We start from the raw sequence: 19499 nt of genomic DNA on the forward strand, positions 1-19499 counted from the left end.
CCCCGACCGGACCCCCAGCGTCCCCCGCCGGCGGGCGCCGGCGGGTGCGCGCGATGGCGGTCTGGGGCGTCGCTTTCGTGGTCGCCTGGCTGGCCATCGGCCTGCCCACCGACCCGGCGTACGCCTTCCTCTGGATCTGGGCGGGCACCATCGCCTGGAACTCGCACCGGCCGTGGCGCAGCCATCTGGCCTTCGCCCGGGACTGGGTTCCGGTGGTGCTGCTGCTCCTGGTCTACAACCTCTCCCGGGGGTTCGCCGACAACGATGCGGTCCCGCACGCGTATGAGCTGATCGTCGCCGACCGGGTGATGTTCGGCTGGGCCACCGGCGGGGAGGTGCCCACCGTCTGGTTGCAGGAGCACCTCTACCAGCCCGACGTGCGCTGGTGGGACGTGCTGGCGAGCTGGGTCTACTTCTCCCACTTCGTGGTGGCGCTGGCCGCCGCCGCGGTGCTGTGGCTGCGTAACCGCCGCCGCTGGGCGGCGTACATGCGGCGCTTCGGTTTCCTCTGCGCCGCCGGCCTGGTGACCTACTTCCTCTACCCGGCCGCGCCGCCGTGGTGGGCGGCGCAGAACGGGCTGCTCACCGAGGTCGCCCGGATCTCCACCCGGGGCTGGAAGGCGTTCGGCATGCACGGCGCGGGCAACCTGCTCAACGCCGGCCAGATCGCCGCCAACCCGGTGGCCGCGATGCCGTCGCTGCACACCGCGTGGGCACTGTTCGTGGTGCTGTTCTTCTTCCGCTCGGTCCGCCGGCGCTGGTGGCCGCTGCTGCTGGCGTACCCGCTGGCGATGACCTTCACCCTCGTCTACTCCGGCGAGCACTACGTGATCGACGTGCTGGTCGGTTGGGCGTACGTCGGGTTGACCTTCCTGGTGGTCGGTCTGGCCGAACGTTGGTGGGCGGCCCGCCGGTCCCGCCGCGAGCCGGCCGACGGGCCGGTCGCGGCGACGTCGCACGCCGTGTCACCGGCTCCCGCCGTGCCACCGGCCCCCGCCGGGCCACCCGATGTCGGCGAGCCGGCGGAGCCGGCCACCCGCTGAGCCGGCTGCCCACCGAACGCTCCGACTGTCGGACTCTCGGGTCGGTCACCTCGCCGCGAGAGCATCCGGGCCGGGCGCAAACCCGTGCCGCCGGGGCGCCGAAACCCGCCGGGCCGCCGGGCGGTTCAACGGACCTGCCGCGCCGCGTGCGCCCGCGCGGTCAGTTCCGCCGCCAGAGCCCACGCCTCGGCCAGGTCGCGGTCGTACGCCGCGGCGCCGCCACCGGACGCCGTGTCGGCGTGCACGGTGGCCAGCCGCAGCCGCCGCTGGGCCGGCCCCTGCACCACCCGCACGCTCTGGATCCGGGCGTACGGCACGATCGCCAGCTGCCGCGTCACCAGCCCGGAACGGACGGCGAAGACCCGCTCGCCCAGCCCGGCGCCGAGCACCCGGGCGCTCAGCGGGCGCAGCCAGCGGGCCCGGGCCGGCGGCGGCCTCAGCGGCAACGTGGTCAGCCGTACCCCGGGCAGCACCTCGTCCACGATCATTTCGGCGGTGCGCAGGTCACCGACGGGCAGCAGCCGGTCCGGCCGGTTGCGGTCGTCCGATTCGCCGGCCGCGTAGCCGGCGACCTCCAGGCGCAGCCGCAACCATCCCTTCCAGCGCCAGAGCAGCGGCCAGGTCACCCCCACCGTCTGCACCCGGTCCAACGGGACGGTCTGCACCCGGGTCTCCAGCAGTCCGTTGCGCACCCGCAGGCCGGCGTCCTCCCGGGCCAGCCGGAAGTCCCAGTCGTCGAGGACCCGGCGGACCGGTTGCAGCACGATGCCCGCCATCGCGGTCAACGTGCTGGCCACCGCGATGAACGACCAGGACCCCTCGGAGAGGAACTGTGCCACCACGAAGACCACGCCGAAGGGAAGCAGAAACGCCTGCGGGGTGAGCAGTTGGCTGACCAGCAGGTCGGCCTTGCGTACGGCGTGCAGCTCACGCCCGGTGACCTCCGGCACCGGCCCGGCCGCGGCGACCACCGGGGCGGGCGGCTGCCCCGGCGCGCGGCCGGCCGCGGCGAGCAACCGCTGGCGCAACGCCGCTGCCTCGGCGACCCCCAGGTACGCCAGCGGCGCCTCGGTCTTGCCGCCACCGATCACCTCCAGACGCAGCTCGGCCAAGCCGGTGAGCTGGGCGAGCAGGGGCCGGACAACCTCGACGGCCTGCAGCCGCTCCAGCGGGATGGCGCGGGTCCGCCGCCACAGCAACCCTTCGTGGATACGCAGCTCACGCCCGACGACGTGGTACCCGGTGTTCCACCAGCTGACCACCGAGAGCACGGTCGCGCCCAGGGCCAGTACCACCACCATCGCCACGAACCAACCGAAGCCCACCCGGGACAGCGTCGACCAGGACAGGCCGGCGATGACCACGATGAGGGACTTCGCGCCGTGCAGCACCGGGCTCAGCGGGTGCAGGCGCTGCCGCGGCTCCTCGGTCGGCAGACCGGCCGGCGGCGCACCTGCGACGTGCGGCGGGCTGGCGGCGTGCGGTGGCGCACCGGCGGCCTGCGGCGGGCTGGCGGCGTGCGGCGGCGCGCCGGCGGCCTGCGGCGGGCCCCACGGCCCGACCGGCTCGGGACGCGGCGGCCGGTCGCTCACAGCCCCTCCGCGCGGTCTTCGCCGAGTGCGGTGAGCCGGTCGCGCAGCCGGGCCGCCTCCGCCGGCCGCAGCCCGGGAACCCGGGCGTCGCTGGCCGCAGCGGCGGTGTGCAACTGCACCGTGGCCAGGCCGAAGGCGCGTTCCAACGGGCCGGCGCTGACATCGACGAACTGCATCCGCGCGTACGGCACGATGGACAGCCGGCGCACCAGCAGCCCGTGCCGGACCAACAGGTCGTGCTCCCGTTCGGCGTAACCCCAGGCATGCACGGCCCGGACGATCGTCACCGCCCGCCACAGCCCTGCCAGCAGCACCGCGCCGAGCGCCGCGCCGAGGAGCCAGTGGCCGCTGAACGCCCAGCCGACACCCAACCCGAGCAGCAGCACGGCCAGCACGATGGCCAGCCGGAGCAGCTCCACCCAGATCAGGTCACGGGAGATCGGCTGCCAGCGGACGGTGTCCGGCCAGGGTTCCAGGGCACTGACCGGTGGCTGCGCCGGCTCGGCGCCGGTCATCGGAGACGTCCGCTCTGCACGTTCACGGTCCGAGCGTATGCGATCCGGGCAGGGGCGTGACCTCCCGCAGGAAGCCGCGCGCGTCGAGGAAATCGCCCAGGGACGCCCGGTGTGCCGGGCAGGCCAACCAGGTCTTGCGGCGCTCGGGGTCGTGCAGTCGGGGATTGTTCCAGCGCAACGCCCAGGCGGCGGGAGCGCGGCACCCACGGGCCGAGCAGATCGGGGCCTCGTCGGCGGGGGTGGGTGTGGTCATCCGGTCGAGTCTAGGTCGCCGGTGCCGGAAGTGTGAGCGCCGGGCGGCCACGGGGGGAGCCGCCCGGCGACGGGGTGAATCGTACACGTGCAGGCCCCCTCCATGTCCACCCTCGTTCAGCGATTCATCCACCAACGACGGCGTGGCGAAAATCAGCTTCTCCCTCCGACGCCACTCAGCCGGGCATGCGAGTCTTGATACGCACCACGCCCGACGACCGACCATGCTGTGGAGGACCGGTGGCCCAGCCGACCACGCCCGACGACCCCCGACCCGACGCGGCGGCTCGCGCCACGCCCGCGCCGGTGAGCACTCCGGCGCAGGACGCCACCCTGCTGGAACGGGCGCTGTTCGAGATCAAACGGGTCATCGTCGGGCAGGACCGGATGGTCGAGCGGATGGTCGTCGCGCTGCTGGCGCGGGGGCACTGCCTGCTGGAGGGGGTGCCCGGGGTGGCCAAGACCCTCGCGGTGGAGACCCTCGCCAAGGTGGTCGGCGGCGACTTCGCCCGGGTGCAGTTCACCCCCGACCTGGTGCCCGCCGACATCATGGGCACCCGCATCTATCGGCAGTCCAGCGAGAAGTTCGACGTCGAGCTGGGTCCGGTCTTCGTCAACTTCCTGCTCGCCGACGAGATCAACCGAGCACCGGCGAAGGTGCAGTCGGCGCTGCTGGAGGTGATGAGCGAACGGCAGGTCTCCATCGGCGGCGAGACCCACCGGGTGCCGGACCCGTTCCTGGTGATGGCCACCCAGAACCCGATCGAACAGGAGGGCGTCTACCCGCTGCCGGAAGCGCAGCGGGACCGCTTCCTCATGAAGATCGTTGTCGGCTACCCGACCGACGCCGAGGAGCGGGAGATCGTCTACCGGATGGGGGTGAGTGCGCCGGAACCGGCCCAGGTCTTCACCACCGACGACCTGATCGCCCTGCAACGCAAGGCCGACCAGGTGTTCGTGCACAACGCCTTGGTCGACTACGCCGTCCGGCTGGTGCTGGCCACCCGCACCCCGGCCGAGCACGGTATGCCCGACGTCGCCCCGCTCATCCAGTACGGTGCCAGCCCGCGCGCCTCGCTCGGCCTGGTCCGGGCCACCCGGGCGCTGGCCCTGCTGCGCGGGCGGGACTACGCGCTGCCGCAGGACGTGCAGGACGTCGCCCCGGACATCCTGCGTCACCGGCTGGTGCTCAGCTACGACGCCCTTGCCGACGACGTGCCCGCCGACCACGTGGTGCACCGGGTCCTGTCCACCATCCCGCTGCCGTCGGTCGCGCCCCGGCAGCAGGCCACCCCGGCGCCACCGGTCAGCGCCGCACCCGGCGGCGGCTGGCCCGGGCAGCGGCCGTGACCTCACCCGTGCGCCCGGCGGCCGTCGGTGACCGTGACGAGGCCGTCCTCGCCCGGCTCCAGCTGCTGATCACCCGCAAGCTCGACGGCCTGCTCCAGGGCGACTACGCCGGACTGCTGCCCGGGCCGGGCAGCGAGGCGGGGGAGTCGCGGGAGTACCGGCCCGGCGACGACGTGCGCCGGATGGACTGGCCGGTCACCGCCCGCACCACGATGCCGCACGTGCGGCGTACGGTGGCCGACCGCGAGCTGGAGACCTGGCTGGCGGTGGACCTCTCGGCGAGTCTCGACTTCGGCACCGGACGGTGGCTCAAACGGGACCTGGTGGTGGCCGCGACCGCGGCGCTGGCCCACCTGACCGTCCGGGGCGGCAACCGGATCGGCGCGGTCATCGGCAGTGGCGGGCCGCCACCGGCGAAGGTCAGCCGATGGCGGCCCGCCACACCGCCACCGGCCGGGCCCGGGACGCTGACCCGGGTTCCGGCCCGCTCCGGTCGCCGGGAGGCGCAGGCCCTGCTGCGCGCGGTGGCGCACACCCCGGTACGCCCCGGCCGCAGCGACCTCGGCGCGCTGGTGGACATGCTGAACCGACCGCCACGCCGCCGGGGTCTGGTGGTGGTGATCTCGGATTTCCTCGCACCGCCGGAGCAGTGGGGCCGGCCGCTGCGTAAGCTGCGGGTCCGGCACGACGTGCTGGCGATCGAGGTGGTCGACCCACGTGAGCTGGAACTGCCCGACGTGGGGGTACTGCCGGTGGTCGACCCGGAGACCGGAGAGTTGCACGAGGTGCAGACGGCCGACGCCGGGCTGCGCCGCCGGTACGCCGAGGCGGCGGCCGCCCAGCGCCACGGCATCGCCGCGCAGGTGCGCGCGGCCGGCGCCGGGCACCTGCGCCTGCGTACCGACCGAGACTGGCTGCTGGACATGGTGCGATTCGTGGCCGCGCAGCGGCACGCCCGTACCCGGGGGACGACTCGATGATCCGTTTCATGCAACCGTGGTGGCTGCTGACCCTGCTGCCGGTGCTCGCCCTGGCGGCGGGCTACGCGTGGCGGCAGCGCCACCGTCGCGCCTACGCGATGCGGTTCACCAATGTGGCGCTGCTGCGGACCGTCGCACCGAAGGGTCTGGGCTGGCGGCGGCACGCGGCGGCCACCGCGTTCCTGCTCGCCCTGCTGGCGCTGGCCACCGGGATGGCCCGCCCGGCGGTGGACACCCGCGAGCCCCTTGAGCGGGCCACGGTGATGCTGGCCATCGACGTGTCGCTGTCCATGCAGGCCGACGACGTGGCGCCGAACCGGCTGGAGGCCGCCCAGGAGGCGGCCAAGCAGTTCGTCGGGGAGTTGCCGGCCAGCTACAACCTGGGCCTGGTCTCCTTTGCCAAGTCGGCGAACGTGCTGGTGCCACCCACCAAGGACCGGGACGCGGTGACCACCGCGATCGACGGGCTCACCCTGGCCGAGTCGACCGCCACCGGTGAGGCGGTCTTCACCTGTCTGGAGGCGATCCGCTCGGTGCCGGCCGACGGGGCGACCGACATCCCACCGGCCCGGATCGTGCTGCTCTCCGACGGCTACCGTACGGCGGGCCGGTCGGTGGAGGAGGCCGCCGCGGCGGCGCAGGCGGCGAACGTGCCGGTCTCGACCATCGCCTTCGGCACCGATGCGGGGCAGGTCGACATCAACGGTCAGCCGCAGCGGGTGCCGGTGGACCGGTTGGCGCTGGCGGAGCTCGCCGAGACCACCGACGGCTATTTCTACGAGGCCGCCTCGGTGTCCGAGCTGAAGCAGGTCTACCAGGACATGGGCAGTTCGATCGGGTTCCGCACCGAGCCGCGCGAGATCACCCAGTGGTACGCCGGGGTGGCGCTGCTGCTGGCGCTCTGCGCGGGCGGGCTCAGTCTGCTGTGGACCTCACGGATGCTGTGAGCCCGGCCGGCGGTGCGGTGAGCCGGGCGGCCGGCGCGCTCAGTGACCGCCGCCAGCGAGCACGAAGACGACGGCCACCCAGACGGCGGCGAGGGTGAATCCCAGCGGGGCGAGGTAACGGCTCATGCAACGGCTCCGGGTGGCGACTGGCGGTCCGGGTACGGGGGGACCGTGAGGGCTGATCAGGACGCGCACACGAAGTCGTGACCGGGCGGCTCCGCCGCAGGCGTCCCGGCGTACCGACGGCACGGGCCGCCGGCCCCGACAGCGGATCGGGGGCGGGACGGGGTGGCGGAGCGGAACTGGGTCAGCTCGACCGACTGAGTCGCGGCTCAGCGGGGCTGACGGTCGGCCCGGCCACGACTGGGAGGATCGCTATCTCGCATAGCGATCACCTCCTGAGGTCGGCGGGGCCCGGAACGCGGACCTCACGTCGGCCCGCAAACGCCGCTGATCGTACACCGCGCGGCAGACCGCCACACCTCGGGGCGTGGGTACGGCCGGCGTACCGGATCGGGTCGCAGGCCGGCCGGGTGCGGCCCCTCCACTGGGGACCGCACCCGGCCGCTGGGCGAGGGTCACATGGCGACCGGTGAGACGAAGCCGCTGGCCTTCGCCCCACGGGCCGACAAACTGCCGATCTTGCGCCAGGTGAAGCTGGTGACCTTGTCGCCGGCGTTACCCTCGACGGTCTTGACGTGCGTCACCCGGCCCCGGGAGTCCTTCTTGACCGCCACCACCACGCCGATGTGCGCGATGCTCTGCGGGTAGTTGCCGTAGACGACCGCGTCCCCCTTCTCCACCTGTCGCTTGCTGATCGGCCGCCACCGCTTGTTGGCTTTGCCCCACTTCTGCCAGTAGGTCGCGTAGTGACCCTGGTCGGTCGTGTTCCAGCCCTTCGTCGGGTGCTTCATCGCCGGCCGTCGGGTCGCCCCGCCCATGTACCAGGCCCAGTTGACGAAGACGCCACACCACTCGGCCGGCCGTACGATCGTCCTGTTGTACTGGTACGTCTTCGGGTAGTTGTTGACGCCGGTCTCCCGCTTCCCCACCTGCCCCATCGCGTGCCGCACGATCGAGGCCCGGATGCGGGCCGGGCTGGGCGGCGGTGCCGCGGTGACGGCGCCGGTGTCGATCGTGACGGCGACCGGCGTGGCCGGGGCCGTGGGCGGTGCTGCCGGCGCGGCGCTGACCGGGTTGCTGACGGCCATGCCGGCGACCAGCGTCAGGCCGGTGACCGCGAGCCAGGCTTTCCGTGCGATGTGCATGTTTCCTCCCGTTTCCGGCGGAGCGGCGTCGGCGCTTGCGCCGTTACCGTCACCGCATCTCCCTGAACGGAAGGCTGGGGGCAGGCCCTTGACGAAATCTGGGAGAAGACTGCAATCGGCTGCTCCGACCGGGTGCCGGGAGAGCGTCCACCGCGGACGCGGGTCACCGGCTCAGCCGGAACCCGGCCCTCCGCTCGGCGGTGCGGCGGGGTCGATGTGGAACACCTGCTCGGCGCCGCCGGTGCAGGTGCCCTGGACCACCTCGGCGCCGGCCGTCGTCGCGGCTGCCCGGGGCGCCAGGCAGAGCCGGCTGTGCGCCGGCCTGAGCTGGTACCCGAAGGCGGTGGGCGAGGTTCGCACCTCGAGCAGGAACGCCTGGTTGAGCAGTTCGGGTGGGCAGTCGCGCCACGGTTCGAGCATGTCGCGCGCGACACCTGCGTCGAGCACGGTCAGGCACCCTTTTCCGTGTACGGGATGGTGCCACTGGATCTTGACCAGCCCGCCGCCGAGCGGCAGCAGATAGGTGTGCGGTGGCTCGGTTGCGGCGCAGGGCGCCTGCACGGCGACCGGGGCCGGGTACCGGCCGGTGGACTCGCGACCCTCGGTGACGCACAGCCCGGGCGTACGGGCGGGGCGGAGCCGGACCCAACCACCGGTCGCGGCGAGGCCCGGTGGCTGGGGCGTCGAGGCGGACGGAACGTCCGGCGGGGCGCCGCTCGGCGCGGCGGACCGGGGCGACCGGGAGGCCGTCGACCCGTCCCGGTCGTGACTCAGCCACCACCCACCCCCGAGCGTGGCCAGCGCGAGCAGAGACACCCCGACGAGACCGACGAGCGATCGTGTGCGTCGGGTCGGCGTCGGGGAGAGGACCGCGACCTGGTGGCGATCGGCCGAAAGACCGGCCAGCCGGTCGGTGTCGGTGCCCGGGGCGGGCCTGCCCGGACCCGGGCCGGTTGGTGAGTGGGCCTGTTCGCCGTCCGCGGCGAGTCGGGCCCGGGCTCGCAGCCACTGCGGCACCTGGTCCTCCGCGCCGACGGCGCGGAGGAAGGCGGCCAGCAACTCGGCCCGTGGCAACGCGCCGCGGCCCAGCACGTCGGCGATGGTGCTGCGGGGCAGCACGTCCCCACGTTCGGCCGCGATCCGCTCCAACTGCCGGTACGTCCGGCCGGAACGCTGTCGCAGCTGGCGCAGCAGCCGGACGAACTCTGCCACGGTGCGTGCCGCCTCGGGATCCGGCTCCTTGACATCGAGACCCGTCACCAGCGGAACTCTATCGGATGATCGTCGTCCGTCGCTGTGGCGGCACAGCGACGGCAGCCCCGTCCCGGCGTCCGCCGGGCCGAACTCCTTGCAGTGTCCCTGACCTGCTCGGACACCTGTCCTGGCGTCCGAGGTTGTCCGGGACAGCCGCGGAGTGTGCCGGACGGGAACTCGGGCTGCCAGCCTGGTCGGTGCATCGCCGACGTGTCGTCGGTGACGCCGGATCCCGGTACGGACAAGGGTGGTGTGCGATGGTGGAGGTTCGTCTGCTGGGCGACGTCGGCGTGTGGTGGAAGGGCCAGTGGGTCGACACCGGACACACGCGCCAGCGGGCGGTGCTGGTCGCGCTCCTGGTCGATCCAAACCGGGTGGTCGCCGTGAACGAGCTCGTCGAGCGGGTCTGGGGCGACCGCCCGCCGCAGCGCGCCCGAGCGGTGCTGCAGGGATACCTGTCGCGGTTGCGGCGTGCGCTCGACCCGGTCGACCGGTTGCGGATCTGCCGGCGGCACGGTGGTTATCTCGTCGAGGCCGAGCCGTCGACGGTGGACGTGCACCGGTTCCGGGAGTTGGTGACGCGCGCCCGCCTCGCCGCCGACCGGCGGGCCGTGCGCCTGTACGAGCAGGCGCTGCGGTTGTGGCGGGGCGACGCCCTGGCCACCTTCGACACTGACTGGTGCCACACCGTGCGGGCGGGCCTGCACCAGGAGCGACTGGCGGCGCAGGCCGGCCACGCGGACGTGGCGCTGCGTCTCGGACGACACGGTTGGCTGGTGCCCGAACTGGACAGGCTGGTCGCCGCGCACCCGCTCGACGAGCGGCTGACCGGGCAGCTCATGGTGGCGCTGTTCCGCTCGGGGCGGCAGGCGGAGGCGCTGGCGCGTTACCGGATGACGAGCCGCCTGCTGGCCGAGGAGCTGGGTGTCGACCCAGGTGCCGGGTTGCGCGAGATCCATCGGGGTGTCCTGACCGGCGACTTGGACCTGCCCCAGGCTGCTCGTCGGCCGGACCGTCAGCGCCGGACACCGGTGTGGCGGGGGACCGTTTCGTGGCAGCCCGGGCGGGCATCGGCGGAGGGACCCCCGCCCCGGCGTTAGCGCCTACCGGCGGGTAACGCCTAGGCTCCGACCGACGCAGAGATCAGAGCAGAGGGAGGACCCGTGGCCCGTACCGTGCTGGTGACCGGCGGCAACCGGGGGATCGGCCTGGCCATCGCGCAGGCCTTCGCCAAGCAGGGCGACCGGGTCGCGGTGACCCACCGCAGCGACAGCGCGCCCGAGGGATTGTTCGGGGTGAAGTGCGACGTCACCGACGGCGCCTCCGTCGACGCCGCCTTCTCCACCGTCGAGGCCGAGCTGGGCCCGGTCGAGGTGCTGGTCGCCAACGCCGGCATCACCGACGACACGCTGCTGATGCGGATGTCCGAGGAGCAGTTCGCCAGCGTGCTGGACACCAACCTCACCGGCGCGTTCCGCTGCGCCAAGCGGGCCTCGACGAAGATGCTCCGGGCCCGCTGGGGGCGGATGATCTTCATCTCCTCGGTGGTCGGCCTCTACGGCGGCGTCGGTCAGGTCAACTACGCGGCGAGCAAGGCCGGCCTGGTCGGCGTGGCCCGCTCGATCACCCGGGAGCTGGGTGGCCGCAACATCACCGCGAACGTGGTCGCCCCCGGCTTCATCGACACCGACATGACCGCCAAGCTTCCCGAGGAGCGCCGCACCGAGTACCGCAAGGCCATCCCGGCCGGCCGGTTCGCCGAGCCGGACGAGGTCGCCGGCGTGGTCACCTGGCTGGCCTCGGACGCCGCCGGCTACATCTCCGGCGCGGTCATCCCGGTCGACGGCGGCCTCGGCATGGGCCACTAGAAGAAACGTACGGAGGAACCCTTCCCATGGCAGGACTGCTCGCCGGCAAACGGCTGCTGGTCACCGGCGTCATCACCGACGCCTCGATCGCCTTCTCGGTGGCGAGGCTCGCCCAGGAGAACGGCGCCCAGGTCGTGCTCACCGGCTACGGCCGACTCTCCCTGGTCGAGCGGATCGCCCGGCGGCTACCCGAGCCGGCCCCCGTGATCGAGCTGGACGTCACCAACGCCGAGCACCTGTCCGGCCTGGCCGGCAAGGTCCGCGAGCACGTCGACGGGCTCGACGGGGTGGTGCACTCGATCGGGTTCGCGCCGCAGAGCTGCCTGGGCGGCGGCTTCCTCGACGCCGGATGGGAGGACGTGTCCACCGCGCTGCACGTCTCCACGTACTCGTACAAGTCGCTGGCCATGGCGGCGCTGCCGCTGATGTCGCCGGGCGGCGCGGTGGTCGGGCTCACGTTCGACGCCAGCCAGGCCTGGCCGGTGTACGACTGGATGGGTGTGGCCAAGGCCGCCCTGGAGTCCACGTCGCGCTACCTGGCGCTGCACCTCGGCCAGCAGGGCATCCGCAGCAACCTGGTGGCCGCCGGGCCGCTGCGCACCATGGCCGCCAAGTCCATCCCCGGCTTCGAGCAGTTCGAGCAGGCATGGGCCACCCGGGCCCCGCTCGGGTGGGACCTGACCGACCAGGAGCCGACCGCCCGTGCCTGCCTGGCGCTGCTGTCGGACTGGTTCCCGGCCACCACCGGGGAGATCGTCCACGTCGACGGCGGCTACCACGCGGTCGGCGCCTGACCGGTGGCGCGCCGGCCGCCCTCCGGGGTGGCCGCCGGGCCGTCCCGGCCGTCGGGAGAGAATGGGCTCATGGCGTACGACGCGTTGGTGCTGGTCTCCTTCGGCGGCCCGGAACAGCCGGAGGACGTGCTGCCCTTCCTGCAGAACGTGACCCGAGGCCGGGGCGTGCCGCCGGAGCGGTTGGCCGAGGTCGTCGAACACTACCTGCACTTCGGCGGGGTCTCCCCGATCAACCAGCAGTGCCGGGAACTGCTCGCGGCGATCCGCGCCGACTTCGCCGCCCACGGCGTCGACCTGCCGGTGTACTGGGGCAACCGGAACTGGAATCCGATGCTCGCCGACACCGTGGCGCGGATGCGCGACGACGGGGTGAAGCGGGCGTTGGCGTTCGTCACCAGCGCGTACGGCGGCTACTCGTCCTGCCGTCAGTACCAGGAGGACATCGCCGCCGCCCGCGCCGCCGTCGGCCCGGATGCCCCGGTGATCGAGAAGCTGCGCCAGTTCTGGGACCATCCGGGCTTCGTGGAGCCGCACGCCGACGCGGTGCGGGCGGCCCTGGCGCAGCTCGACCCGGCTCAGCGGGACAGCACCCGGTTGGTCTTCACCGCCCACTCCATCCCCACCTCGGCGGCGGCCACCGCCGGCCCGACCGGCGGCCGGTACACCGAGCAGCTGGCGGAGACCGCCCGGTTGGTGCGCGCCGCCGCCGCGCCGGACCTGCCGTACGACCTGGTCTGGCAGAGCCGCTCCGGCCCGCCGCAGGTGCCGTGGCTGGAGCCGGACATCAACGACCACCTGGCCGCGCTCGCCTCCTCCGGCGTGACCGCCGTGGTGGTCAGCCCGATCGGGTTCGTCTCCGACCACCTGGAGGTGGTCTGGGACCTCGACACCGAGGCGCTGGAGACGGCCAAGCAGGTCGGCCTCGACTTCGTCCGGGCCGCCACCCCGGGCACCGACCCGCGGTTCGTGGCCATGGTGCGCGAGCTGGTCCTGGAGCGCGGCACGCCGGACGGGTCGGTGCCGCGCCGCCTCGGCGAGCTGCCGATGTGGGACACCTGCCCCACGCCGTGCTGCGTACCGGCCGCCCGCCGCCCGTGAGAACGACCAACCCCGACACCCCTGGGACGAGATGATGCAGAACCGCAAGCCGGTGGAGAGCTGGCTCACCGACATGGACGGCGTGCTGGTGCACGAGGGCCAGCCGGTGCCCGGCGCCCCGGAGTTCGTCAACCGGCTGCGCTCCTCCGGCAAGCCCTTCCTGGTGCTCACCAACAACTCCATCTACACCCCGCGCGACCTCCAGGCCCGACTGACCCGGATGGGCCTGGACGTGCCGGAATCCGCGATCTGGTCGTCCGCGCTGGCCACCGCCCAGTTCCTCGCCGACCAGCGGCCGGGTGGTACCGCGTACGTGATCGGGGAGGCCGGGCTGACCACGGCGCTGCACGCGGTCGGCTACGTGCTGACCGATTTCGCTCCGGACTACGTGGTGCTGGGGGAGACCCGGACGTACAGCTTCGAGGCGATCACCAAGGCGGTCCGGCTGATCAACGACGGGGCCCGGTTCATCTGCACCAACCCGGACGTCACCGGGCCCTCGGTGGAGGGCGCGCTGCCGGCTGCCGGCTCGGTGGCCGCGATGATCTCCAAGGCGACCGGGGTGGAGCCGTACTTTGTCGGCAAGCCGAACCCGATGATGATGCGCTCGGCGCTCAACACCATCGAGGCGCACTCGGAGACCACCGCGATGATCGGCGACCGGATGGACACCGACGTCCTCTGCGGCCTGGAGGCGGGGCTGGAGACGATCCTGGTGCTGACCGGGATCAGCACCCGGGCCGAGGCGGAGCGCTACCCGTACCGCCCCTCGCGCATCGTCAACTCGGTGGCCGACCTGATCGACGAGGTCTGAGCGGGGCCTGTCCGGCGGCCCTCAGGGGCGCAGCGGGGCGTTGCAGGCGGCGACCAGGGCCTGCCGGCAGGCGGTGGTCAGCGGTCGCAGTGCCGCGTCGCGTTGCTGGGCCTCGTAGGTGTTGACCGCGCCGCCCGGTGCGCTCTCCCCGGCGAGGGCGAGCACCCGGTCGAGCACGGCGGCCCGGGCGAAGAGCCGCCGGGCACGCGGGTCGAAGCCGGGTGGCAGGTCGGTGGCCCCGTCCGGGCGCCGCAGCGCGGCGAGGGCCCCGGCCAGCTCCGGCCGCCACTGGGCCACGTCGAGCCGGGTCAGCGCGGCGGTGGACTCGGCGAGGGCGCTGGCCAGTTCGGCCTCGGCCTCCGCCGCGCCGGGGGTGGCGAGCGACGCCGTCGGCGCGTCCGCGGGCAGCGGGTAGACCCGCCACAGCACCGTCTCCCAGGTCATCCCCGACCCGGAGGTGTGTGTGCGGACCTCGGGGATCAACCCCAGCGGCCCGGCGACCACCGCCTCGCCGGTCAGCAGCGCGGCCCCGGCGAAGTCGCCTGGGCCGGGCAGGCCGCGTGGGTCGCCCGGGGCGGGCAGCACCAGCCGGATCTCGTCCGGGGAGAGCTTGGCCAGAGTGGGCAGGGCCTCCCGCAGGGGCACGTCGGTCCAGGTGCCGGGGGCGTCGGCGACCATGTGCTCCTCGTCGCCGGCGACCTCCTCGGCGACCTCGTCGAAGGGCACCAGCCCGGCACGCCACGCGCGTACCCAGGCAACGAACCGGCTCGACCGGCGCGGCGCCAGGGTGGCCGCGCCCGCTGCGGGGAGGGACATGCGGAAAGGGTACGTGCTTCGCGCCGCCCGTGTCTCGACTGCCGCACGCCCCGAGTGCCCTGACCCCAACTGCCCCTTTCGATTCCGGTTGCCCGATAAACCGGGTGCCGTGGAGCGTCCGGGGTGCCCCGGCCGGACGGGACGGCGCGTCGACGGGCGGCACGCCGTCCGTCCGGTTAGCGTGATCGACATGTCGGGGCGATACGACGGGGACGTGCTGGCGGGCAACTGGCGACGGCGAACGGCGGTGCCCGAGGTGGACGCCGAGCCGGACCTCGTGGTCGAGGATGCCGAATCCGGTTTCTGCGGGGCGGTGGTCGGTTTCGAGTCCGGCGCGGTGACGCTGGAGGACCGGCACGGTCGGCGACGGCACTTCCCGCTGCTGCCCGCCGCCTTCCTGCTCGACGGTCGACCGGTGACCCTGCGCCGGCCGGCGCCGGCCCCGGCGCCGGCCGTACGCCAGCGGACCGCCTCCGGGTCGGTGGCGGTGGACAACGTGCGGGCCCGGGTGGCCCGGGCCAGCCGGATCTGGGTCGAGGGCGTGCACGACGCCGCCCTGGTCGAGCGGATCTGGGGGGACGACCTGCGCATCGAGGGGGTGGTGGTCGAACCGCTGGACGGCATCGACGCGCTCGACGCGCAGGTGCGAGCCTTCGCCCCCGGACCCGGGCGTCGGCTCGGGGTGCTGGTCGACCACCTCGTGCCCGGCTCCAAGGAGAGTCGGCTGGTGGCGCGGGTGACCTCCCCGTACGTGCTGGTCACCGGTCACCCGTACGTCGACGTGTGGCAGGCGGTGAGGCCGCAGGCGGTCGGCATCCGGCAGTGGCCGGTGGTGCCGCCGGGGCGGCCGTGGAAGGAGGGCGTCTGCGCGGCGCTCGGGGTGGCCGAGCCGGCCGAGATGTGGCGGCGCATCCTGTCCCGGGTGGACAGTTTCGCCGACGTGGAGACCCCGCTGATCAACGCGATGGAGCGTCTGATCGATTTCGTCACCGAGCCGGCCTGAACCGGCCTGCCCGCCCGCCGGTCAGGGCTCCTGGTCGGGGCTGCGGGTGAGGACGAAGGTGGCGATGTCCAGGGCGACGACGCTGCCGTGCTCGTCCCGGAGCACGGTGAGGATCTCGCCGTCCTGCGTGCCGGAGCGGCCCCGCCAGCGGTCCGGCCCCTCCGGGGTGAATCGGAGGTTCAGCTCACCGGGCCGTCCGGCTCGCAGCTCGCCCGACTCGTCGGCGCGGACCTCGAACTCCGTCCCCATCCACCACCAGCGCCCGGTCAGCTCGGCCAGCCGCGGCGGGGGCGGCGCGGCGGCCGGCTGCCACGGGGTGACCGCGGCGGGCTCGGTGTCGAGGACCAGGGTGAGCAGGCGGCGGGCCAGGCTGCCGATCCAGAACGTGTACGAGTTGGCGAGGGCCACCACGGCGGTCCGGGTCGGTCGGTGTACCGCCAGCGCGGCGACGTAGCCGGGCATCGACCCGCCGTGGCCCACGTACACCCGGTCGCCGCAGCGGTAGGACTCCAGCCCGAGGCCGTGCCCGTGGGTCCACGACTCCAGGTCGCTGATCACCACCGGGGCGCACATCTCGGTCAACGTCTCGGCGGCGAGCACCTGCGGGACCGGGTCGGCCAGGAACGCGGCCCAGCGGCCCAGGTCCTCGATGGTGGACCAGAGTTGCCCGGCCGGGGCCATCGCCCCGGTGTCGGTACGCGGCTCCTCCCGCAGCGTGTCGTGCCACGGGTGCACCACGTAGCCGCGGGCGTACGGCTCGGTGGCGTGGTACGTGGTGCGGTTCAGGCCCAGCGGGGTCAGGACGCGTTCGCGCAGCAGGTCGATCCACGGTGTGCCGGTGATTCCCTCCAGCACCCCGCCCAGCAGGCCGTACGCCAGGTTGGAGTAGTGGTAACCCCGCAGCGGCGGATAGGCGATCTTGTCCGGGGTGAGCCCGGCGACCAGCGTGGCCAGGTCGCTGCCCTCCGTCCGCTCCCACCACCGTCCGTCCGGCTCGCGTTGCAAGCCGCTGGCGTGGCTGAGGAGCTGGCGCAGGGTGCGGTCGCCGAGCGGCGTGTCGGGCAGGTGCGCCGCCAGGGGGTCGTCGAGGGCCAACCGGCCGGCGTCGCGCTGCTGCATGACCAGCGTGGCGGTCATCGTCTTGCTGATCGAGCCGAGCCGGTACTGCACGTCGACCCCCGGGCAGGGGTGCGCTCCGGCAGCGGCGAGATGGGCGAGCGTGCCGTCGCGGACCACCCCGAGCACCAGGGACGGGACACGGTCGGTCGACTGGGCCTCCGCGACGAGGGCGTCGACCTGGCGAAGGGTCTCGGGCGACAGGGTCACGGCGGCTCCCTCGGTCGGTATCGCTGCCCGCTGAAGCTTACTGATCATGCTGCCTCGTGGGGACGTGCGTCGGCGTGTCACGATCGGGGGGTGGACGCCGTGGTGTGGATCGTGCTGGGAGTGATACTGGGCGTCGCCGAGATCTTCACGACGACGCTGTTTTTGATCATGTTTGCGGCCGGCGCCTTCGCCGCTGCGGGCGCCGCTGCGCTGGGTGCGCCGGTGCCGATCCAGGCGCTGGTCTTCGCCGTGGTGTCGGCGCTGTCGGTGGCGGTGGTGCGGCCGGTCATCCGACGCCACGCACGCAGCGCCCTGGAGACCGGCGAGCAGTCGTTCGGGGTGGAGGCACTGGAGGGTGCCGCCGCGCTGGTGCTGGAGCGGGTCGACACCGACCGCGGGCTGGTCAAGATCGACGGCGAGGTGTGGAGCGCGCGCTCGTACGACGCGACGCAGTCTTTCGAACCCGGTGAGCGGGTGCAGGTGATCAAGATCCGGGGTGCCACCGCCCTGGTATGGCAGGACGACATTTCCACCCCCGGTGAACTGCCGGAAGCGAAAAGGTGAGCATATGGAATTCGCAGCGGTCCTTCTGATCGCCGTCGCGGTGATCATGGTGGTGACCCTGGTCAAGGCGGTGCGCATCGTTCCGCAGCAGCGGCAGGACGTGGTCGAGCGCCTCGGCAAGTACAAGCGGACGTTGAACCCGGGACTGAACCTGCTGGTCCCGTTCATCGACGCGGTCCGCACCAAGGTGGACATGCGCGAGCAGGTGGTCAGCTTCCCGCCGCAGCCGGTGATCACCTCGGACAACCTGGTCGTCTCCATCGACACCGTCCTCTACTACAAGGTCGTTGACGCGGTGCGGGCGACCTACGAGATCGCCAACTTCATCCAGGCGATCGAGCAGCTCACCGTGACGACGCTGCGTAACGTGATCGGCTCGCTGGACCTGGAACGGGCGCTGACCAGCCGCGAGGAGATCAACCGGCACCTCTCCGGCGTGCTGGACGAGACCACCGGCCGGTGGGGCATCAAGGTGACCCGGGTGGAGATCAAGGCGATCGAGCCGCCGCCGAGCATCCGCGACTCGATGGAGAAGCAGATGCGCGCCGAGCGGGACCGTCGCGCGGCCATCCTGACCGCCGAAGGGCACAAGCAGTCGCAGATCCTCAGCGCCGAGGGCGAGAAGCAGGCCGCGGTGCTGCGCGCCGACGGTGACCGGCAGGCCCGGATTCTCCAGGCCGAAGGGCAGGCCAAGGCGATCCGGACGGTCTTCGACGCGATTCACCAGGCCAACCCGAGTCAGAAGGTGCTCGCCTACCAGTACCTCCAGGCGCTACCGCAGATCGCCAACGGTTCGGCCAACAAGGTCTGGATCGTCCCGGCCGAGCTGACCAAGGCCCTGGAGGGGATGGGCGGCGCGCTGGGCGGGCTGAGCCGGATGGTCGGTGACGAGCCGTCGCCGGAAGCCTCCGACACCGCCAGTGAGGTCGAAAGGGAAGCCGCCGAGGCGGCCCGGGCCGCGGCCAACGCCGCCCAGGAGATCCACAACGAGGTGCGCGTCGCCGAGGCGCAGGCCACCGGCGGCAAGACCCCGCAGGGGCTACCGGCCCCGGAGCCGGTCTCCCCGGACAGCCTGCTGGGCGATCAGCCGGGTCAGCGCGAGCGGAGCTGACCGAGGTCGTCGGCAAATACGAAAAATGCTCATCCGGTGCCCCGGCGCCTGCCACGATCGGTCCTGAGGACGGTGGTGGCGAGGCGCCGGGGCACCGGTGCGTCCACCGCCGCTCGCCCACGATCGAGCGAGGTGACGCATGCAGAACCCGGCGAAGCGGCTGTTCCCATCCACTCCCGTGACCGGCGCGCACGACCCGACCGCCCCGCTGGGCACCCGGCGCACCGGCGGGGGCTTCGCGGTGCTGCCCTTCGTCGGTGACCCCGCCCCCGCCGCCCCGGCCACCGACGCCAGCTGGGCCTGGTCGCTGCGCCGGTTCGCGCGTGCCGCGGTGTGGCTCCTGCCGGCGTACGCGGTCCTCTACGGCGTGGTGGCGATGGCCAGCGACGGCGGCGTGGGCAACGACCCGTACCCGGCCGACGGTCGGCCGCTGTACCTGCTGGGCTGGGTGGCCGCCGTCTGGCTGGGCCTGCTCGCGCTGCTCGCGCTGACCGGACTGCTCGCCGCCACCCGGGTCCGGCGGATCGCCGTGGCCGGTCTGCTGGTCAGCATCGCCGGCACGGTGCTGATGCTGCCGTTCGCCGGGTTCGAGGAGCAGACGCCCGTCTTCGGCACCACCGCCCGGATGCTGGTGCTGGTCGGGGCCACCTGCTACAGCGTCGGCTGGCTGCTCACCGGCTGGTCGGTCGCCCGCTCCGGGACGTTCGCCATCGGCGACGGGACGATGCTCATCATCGCCGCCCCGCTGCTCGGTCTCGGTGGGGCGCTGGTCGGCAGCCTGCAGACCTTCGGCGCGATCTTCGTACTGATCGCCGGCATCGGCATCGGCTACCGTTCCGGCCGGTTGGTCCCCGCCACCATCGCCCGCGACGCCGCCGCCGCCAGCGTCGCCACCCCCGTGGTG

At 73.1% G+C, this 19499-nt stretch carries 20 protein-coding genes; 13 read left to right on the top strand and 7 right to left on the bottom strand.

The features are described 5' to 3' along the window. Positions 1-44 precede the first annotated feature (44 nt). On the top strand, positions 45-1043 hold the full coding sequence (locus tag E1182_RS19610) for a phosphatase PAP2 family protein (protein WP_371687574.1): 999 nt from the start codon (positions 45-47) through the stop codon (positions 1041-1043). Between the two features lie 125 nt (positions 1044-1168). Here E1182_RS19610 and E1182_RS19615 read toward each other — a convergent pair whose 3' ends face one another. Genes E1182_RS19615 through E1182_RS19625 form a run of 3 tightly spaced genes read right to left on the bottom strand, consistent with a single transcriptional unit; the run spans position 1169 to position 3403 of the window. Beyond that, entirely contained in the window at positions 1169-2635 is a 1467-nt protein-coding gene (locus E1182_RS19615; protein ID WP_371687573.1) for a PH domain-containing protein, read from the bottom strand. Then, a complete protein-coding gene (locus E1182_RS19620) occupies positions 2632-3150 on the bottom strand; it encodes a PH domain-containing protein (RefSeq protein ID WP_132267377.1) in 519 nt (172 codons plus the stop codon). The genes E1182_RS19615 and E1182_RS19620 overlap by 4 nt, the downstream gene beginning before the upstream one ends. A 22-nt stretch (positions 3151-3172) precedes the next feature. Then, positions 3173-3403, bottom strand: a complete 231-nt coding sequence (locus E1182_RS19625) for a hypothetical protein (RefSeq protein ID WP_132267379.1) — start codon at positions 3401-3403, stop codon at positions 3173-3175. A gap of 239 nt (positions 3404-3642) precedes the next feature. Between E1182_RS19625 and E1182_RS19630 the strand changes: the two genes are divergently transcribed. From E1182_RS19630 to E1182_RS19640, 3 genes are read left to right on the top strand one after another with little or no spacing between them, the layout of a single operon-like run. Continuing rightward, the gene (locus tag E1182_RS19630) at positions 3643-4752 is read left to right on the top strand and encodes a MoxR family ATPase (RefSeq protein ID WP_132267382.1); all 1110 of its coding nucleotides are present in this window, start codon (positions 3643-3645) and stop codon (positions 4750-4752) included. Further along, entirely contained in the window at positions 4731-5732 is a 1002-nt protein-coding gene (locus E1182_RS19635; protein WP_132267418.1) for a DUF58 domain-containing protein, read from the top strand. Before E1182_RS19630 ends, E1182_RS19635 begins: the two co-directional genes overlap by 22 nt. Beyond that, entirely contained in the window at positions 5729-6679 is a 951-nt protein-coding gene (locus E1182_RS19640; RefSeq protein WP_132267384.1) for a VWA domain-containing protein, read from the top strand. Before E1182_RS19635 ends, E1182_RS19640 begins: the two co-directional genes overlap by 4 nt. Before the next feature lie 578 nt (positions 6680-7257). Here E1182_RS19640 and E1182_RS19645 read toward each other — a convergent pair. Continuing rightward, positions 7258-7947, bottom strand: a complete 690-nt coding sequence (locus E1182_RS19645) for a hypothetical protein (RefSeq protein ID WP_132267386.1) — start codon at positions 7945-7947, stop codon at positions 7258-7260. Between the two features lie 171 nt (positions 7948-8118). After that, positions 8119-9207, bottom strand: a complete 1089-nt coding sequence (locus E1182_RS19650; RefSeq protein WP_132267389.1) for an XRE family transcriptional regulator — start codon at positions 9205-9207, stop codon at positions 8119-8121. A 251-nt stretch (positions 9208-9458) separates the two neighbouring features. Between E1182_RS19650 and E1182_RS19655 the strand changes: the two genes are divergently transcribed. The 5 genes from E1182_RS19655 to E1182_RS19675 all read left to right on the top strand — a co-directional run bounded on the left by E1182_RS19655 (position 9459) and on the right by E1182_RS19675 (position 13775). Further along, a complete protein-coding gene (locus E1182_RS19655) occupies positions 9459-10301 on the top strand; it encodes an AfsR/SARP family transcriptional regulator (RefSeq protein ID WP_165942667.1) in 843 nt (280 codons plus the stop codon). Positions 10302-10364: 63 nt separating this feature from the next. Next, complete coding sequence (fabG, locus tag E1182_RS19660) at positions 10365-11069, top strand: beta-ketoacyl-ACP reductase (protein ID WP_132267393.1); 705 nt, start codon at positions 10365-10367, stop codon at positions 11067-11069. 26 nt (positions 11070-11095) lie between these two features. Further along, on the top strand, positions 11096-11863 hold the full coding sequence (gene fabI / locus E1182_RS19665; protein ID WP_132267396.1) for an enoyl-ACP reductase FabI: 768 nt from the start codon (positions 11096-11098) through the stop codon (positions 11861-11863). Between the two features lie 69 nt (positions 11864-11932). Continuing rightward, entirely contained in the window at positions 11933-12961 is a 1029-nt protein-coding gene (locus tag E1182_RS19670; RefSeq protein ID WP_132267399.1) for a ferrochelatase, read from the top strand. 34 nt (positions 12962-12995) lie between these two features. Next, positions 12996-13775 carry an HAD-IIA family hydrolase gene (locus E1182_RS19675; protein ID WP_132267420.1) on the top strand — a complete coding sequence of 260 codons (780 nt, stop codon included), beginning with the start codon at positions 12996-12998 and terminating at the stop codon, positions 13773-13775. A 21-nt stretch (positions 13776-13796) separates the two neighbouring features. On the opposite strand, the gene E1182_RS19680 is transcribed toward E1182_RS19675, so the two are convergent. Beyond that, on the bottom strand, positions 13797-14591 hold the full coding sequence (locus E1182_RS19680; protein WP_132267402.1) for a hypothetical protein: 795 nt from the start codon (positions 14589-14591) through the stop codon (positions 13797-13799). A gap of 190 nt (positions 14592-14781) precedes the next feature. On the opposite strand from E1182_RS19680, the gene E1182_RS19685 reads away from it, so the two are divergent. Then, a complete protein-coding gene (locus E1182_RS19685; RefSeq protein ID WP_132267404.1) occupies positions 14782-15594 on the top strand; it encodes a DUF3097 domain-containing protein in 813 nt (270 codons plus the stop codon). Positions 15595-15615: 21 nt separating this feature from the next. On the opposite strand, the gene E1182_RS19690 is transcribed toward E1182_RS19685, so the two are convergent. Continuing rightward, complete coding sequence (locus tag E1182_RS19690) at positions 15616-16920, bottom strand: serine hydrolase (protein ID WP_132267406.1); 1305 nt, start codon at positions 16918-16920, stop codon at positions 15616-15618. A gap of 90 nt (positions 16921-17010) precedes the next feature. Here E1182_RS19690 and E1182_RS19695 point away from each other — a divergent pair, with 90 nt between their 5' ends. From E1182_RS19695 to E1182_RS19705, 3 genes are all read left to right on the top strand, one after another. Next, positions 17011-17484 (top strand): NfeD family protein, encoded by a 474-nt coding sequence (locus E1182_RS19695; RefSeq protein ID WP_132267408.1) that lies wholly within the window; start codon positions 17011-17013, stop codon positions 17482-17484. A gap of 4 nt (positions 17485-17488) precedes the next feature. Then, positions 17489-18595, top strand: a complete 1107-nt coding sequence (locus E1182_RS19700) for an SPFH domain-containing protein (RefSeq protein ID WP_132267411.1) — start codon at positions 17489-17491, stop codon at positions 18593-18595. A gap of 139 nt (positions 18596-18734) precedes the next feature. Then, positions 18735-19499, top strand: a 765-nt coding sequence (locus E1182_RS19705) for a hypothetical protein (protein ID WP_132267413.1), incomplete at its 3' end; no start/stop codon positions are given.

Source organism: Micromonospora sp. KC721 (genome assembly GCF_004348355.1).
In the GTDB taxonomy this organism is placed as follows: Bacteria; Actinomycetota; Actinomycetes; order Mycobacteriales; family Micromonosporaceae; genus Micromonospora.

Coding starts and splice junctions, on each gene's coding strand:
- E1182_RS19620 (WP_132267377.1), bottom strand. CDS start 3,150: ATGACCGGCGCCGAGCCGGCGCAGCCACCGGTCAGTGCCCTGGAACCC.
- E1182_RS19640 (WP_132267384.1), top strand. CDS start 5,729: ATGATCCGTTTCATGCAACCGTGGTGGCTGCTGACCCTGCTGCCGGTG.
- E1182_RS19675 (WP_132267420.1), top strand. CDS start 12,996: ATGCAGAACCGCAAGCCGGTGGAGAGCTGGCTCACCGACATGGACGGC.
- E1182_RS19655 (WP_165942667.1), top strand. CDS start 9,459: ATGGTGGAGGTTCGTCTGCTGGGCGACGTCGGCGTGTGGTGGAAGGGC.
- E1182_RS19680 (WP_132267402.1), bottom strand. CDS start 14,591: ATGTCCCTCCCCGCAGCGGGCGCGGCCACCCTGGCGCCGCGCCGGTCG.
- E1182_RS19700 (WP_132267411.1), top strand. CDS start 17,489: ATGGAATTCGCAGCGGTCCTTCTGATCGCCGTCGCGGTGATCATGGTG.
- E1182_RS19645 (WP_132267386.1), bottom strand. CDS start 7,947: ATGCACATCGCACGGAAAGCCTGGCTCGCGGTCACCGGCCTGACGCTG.
- E1182_RS19625 (WP_132267379.1), bottom strand. CDS start 3,403: ATGACCACACCCACCCCCGCCGACGAGGCCCCGATCTGCTCGGCCCGT.
- E1182_RS19685 (WP_132267404.1), top strand. CDS start 14,782: ATGTCGGGGCGATACGACGGGGACGTGCTGGCGGGCAACTGGCGACGG.
- fabI (WP_132267396.1), top strand. CDS start 11,096: ATGGCAGGACTGCTCGCCGGCAAACGGCTGCTGGTCACCGGCGTCATC.
- E1182_RS19670 (WP_132267399.1), top strand. CDS start 11,933: ATGGCGTACGACGCGTTGGTGCTGGTCTCCTTCGGCGGCCCGGAACAG.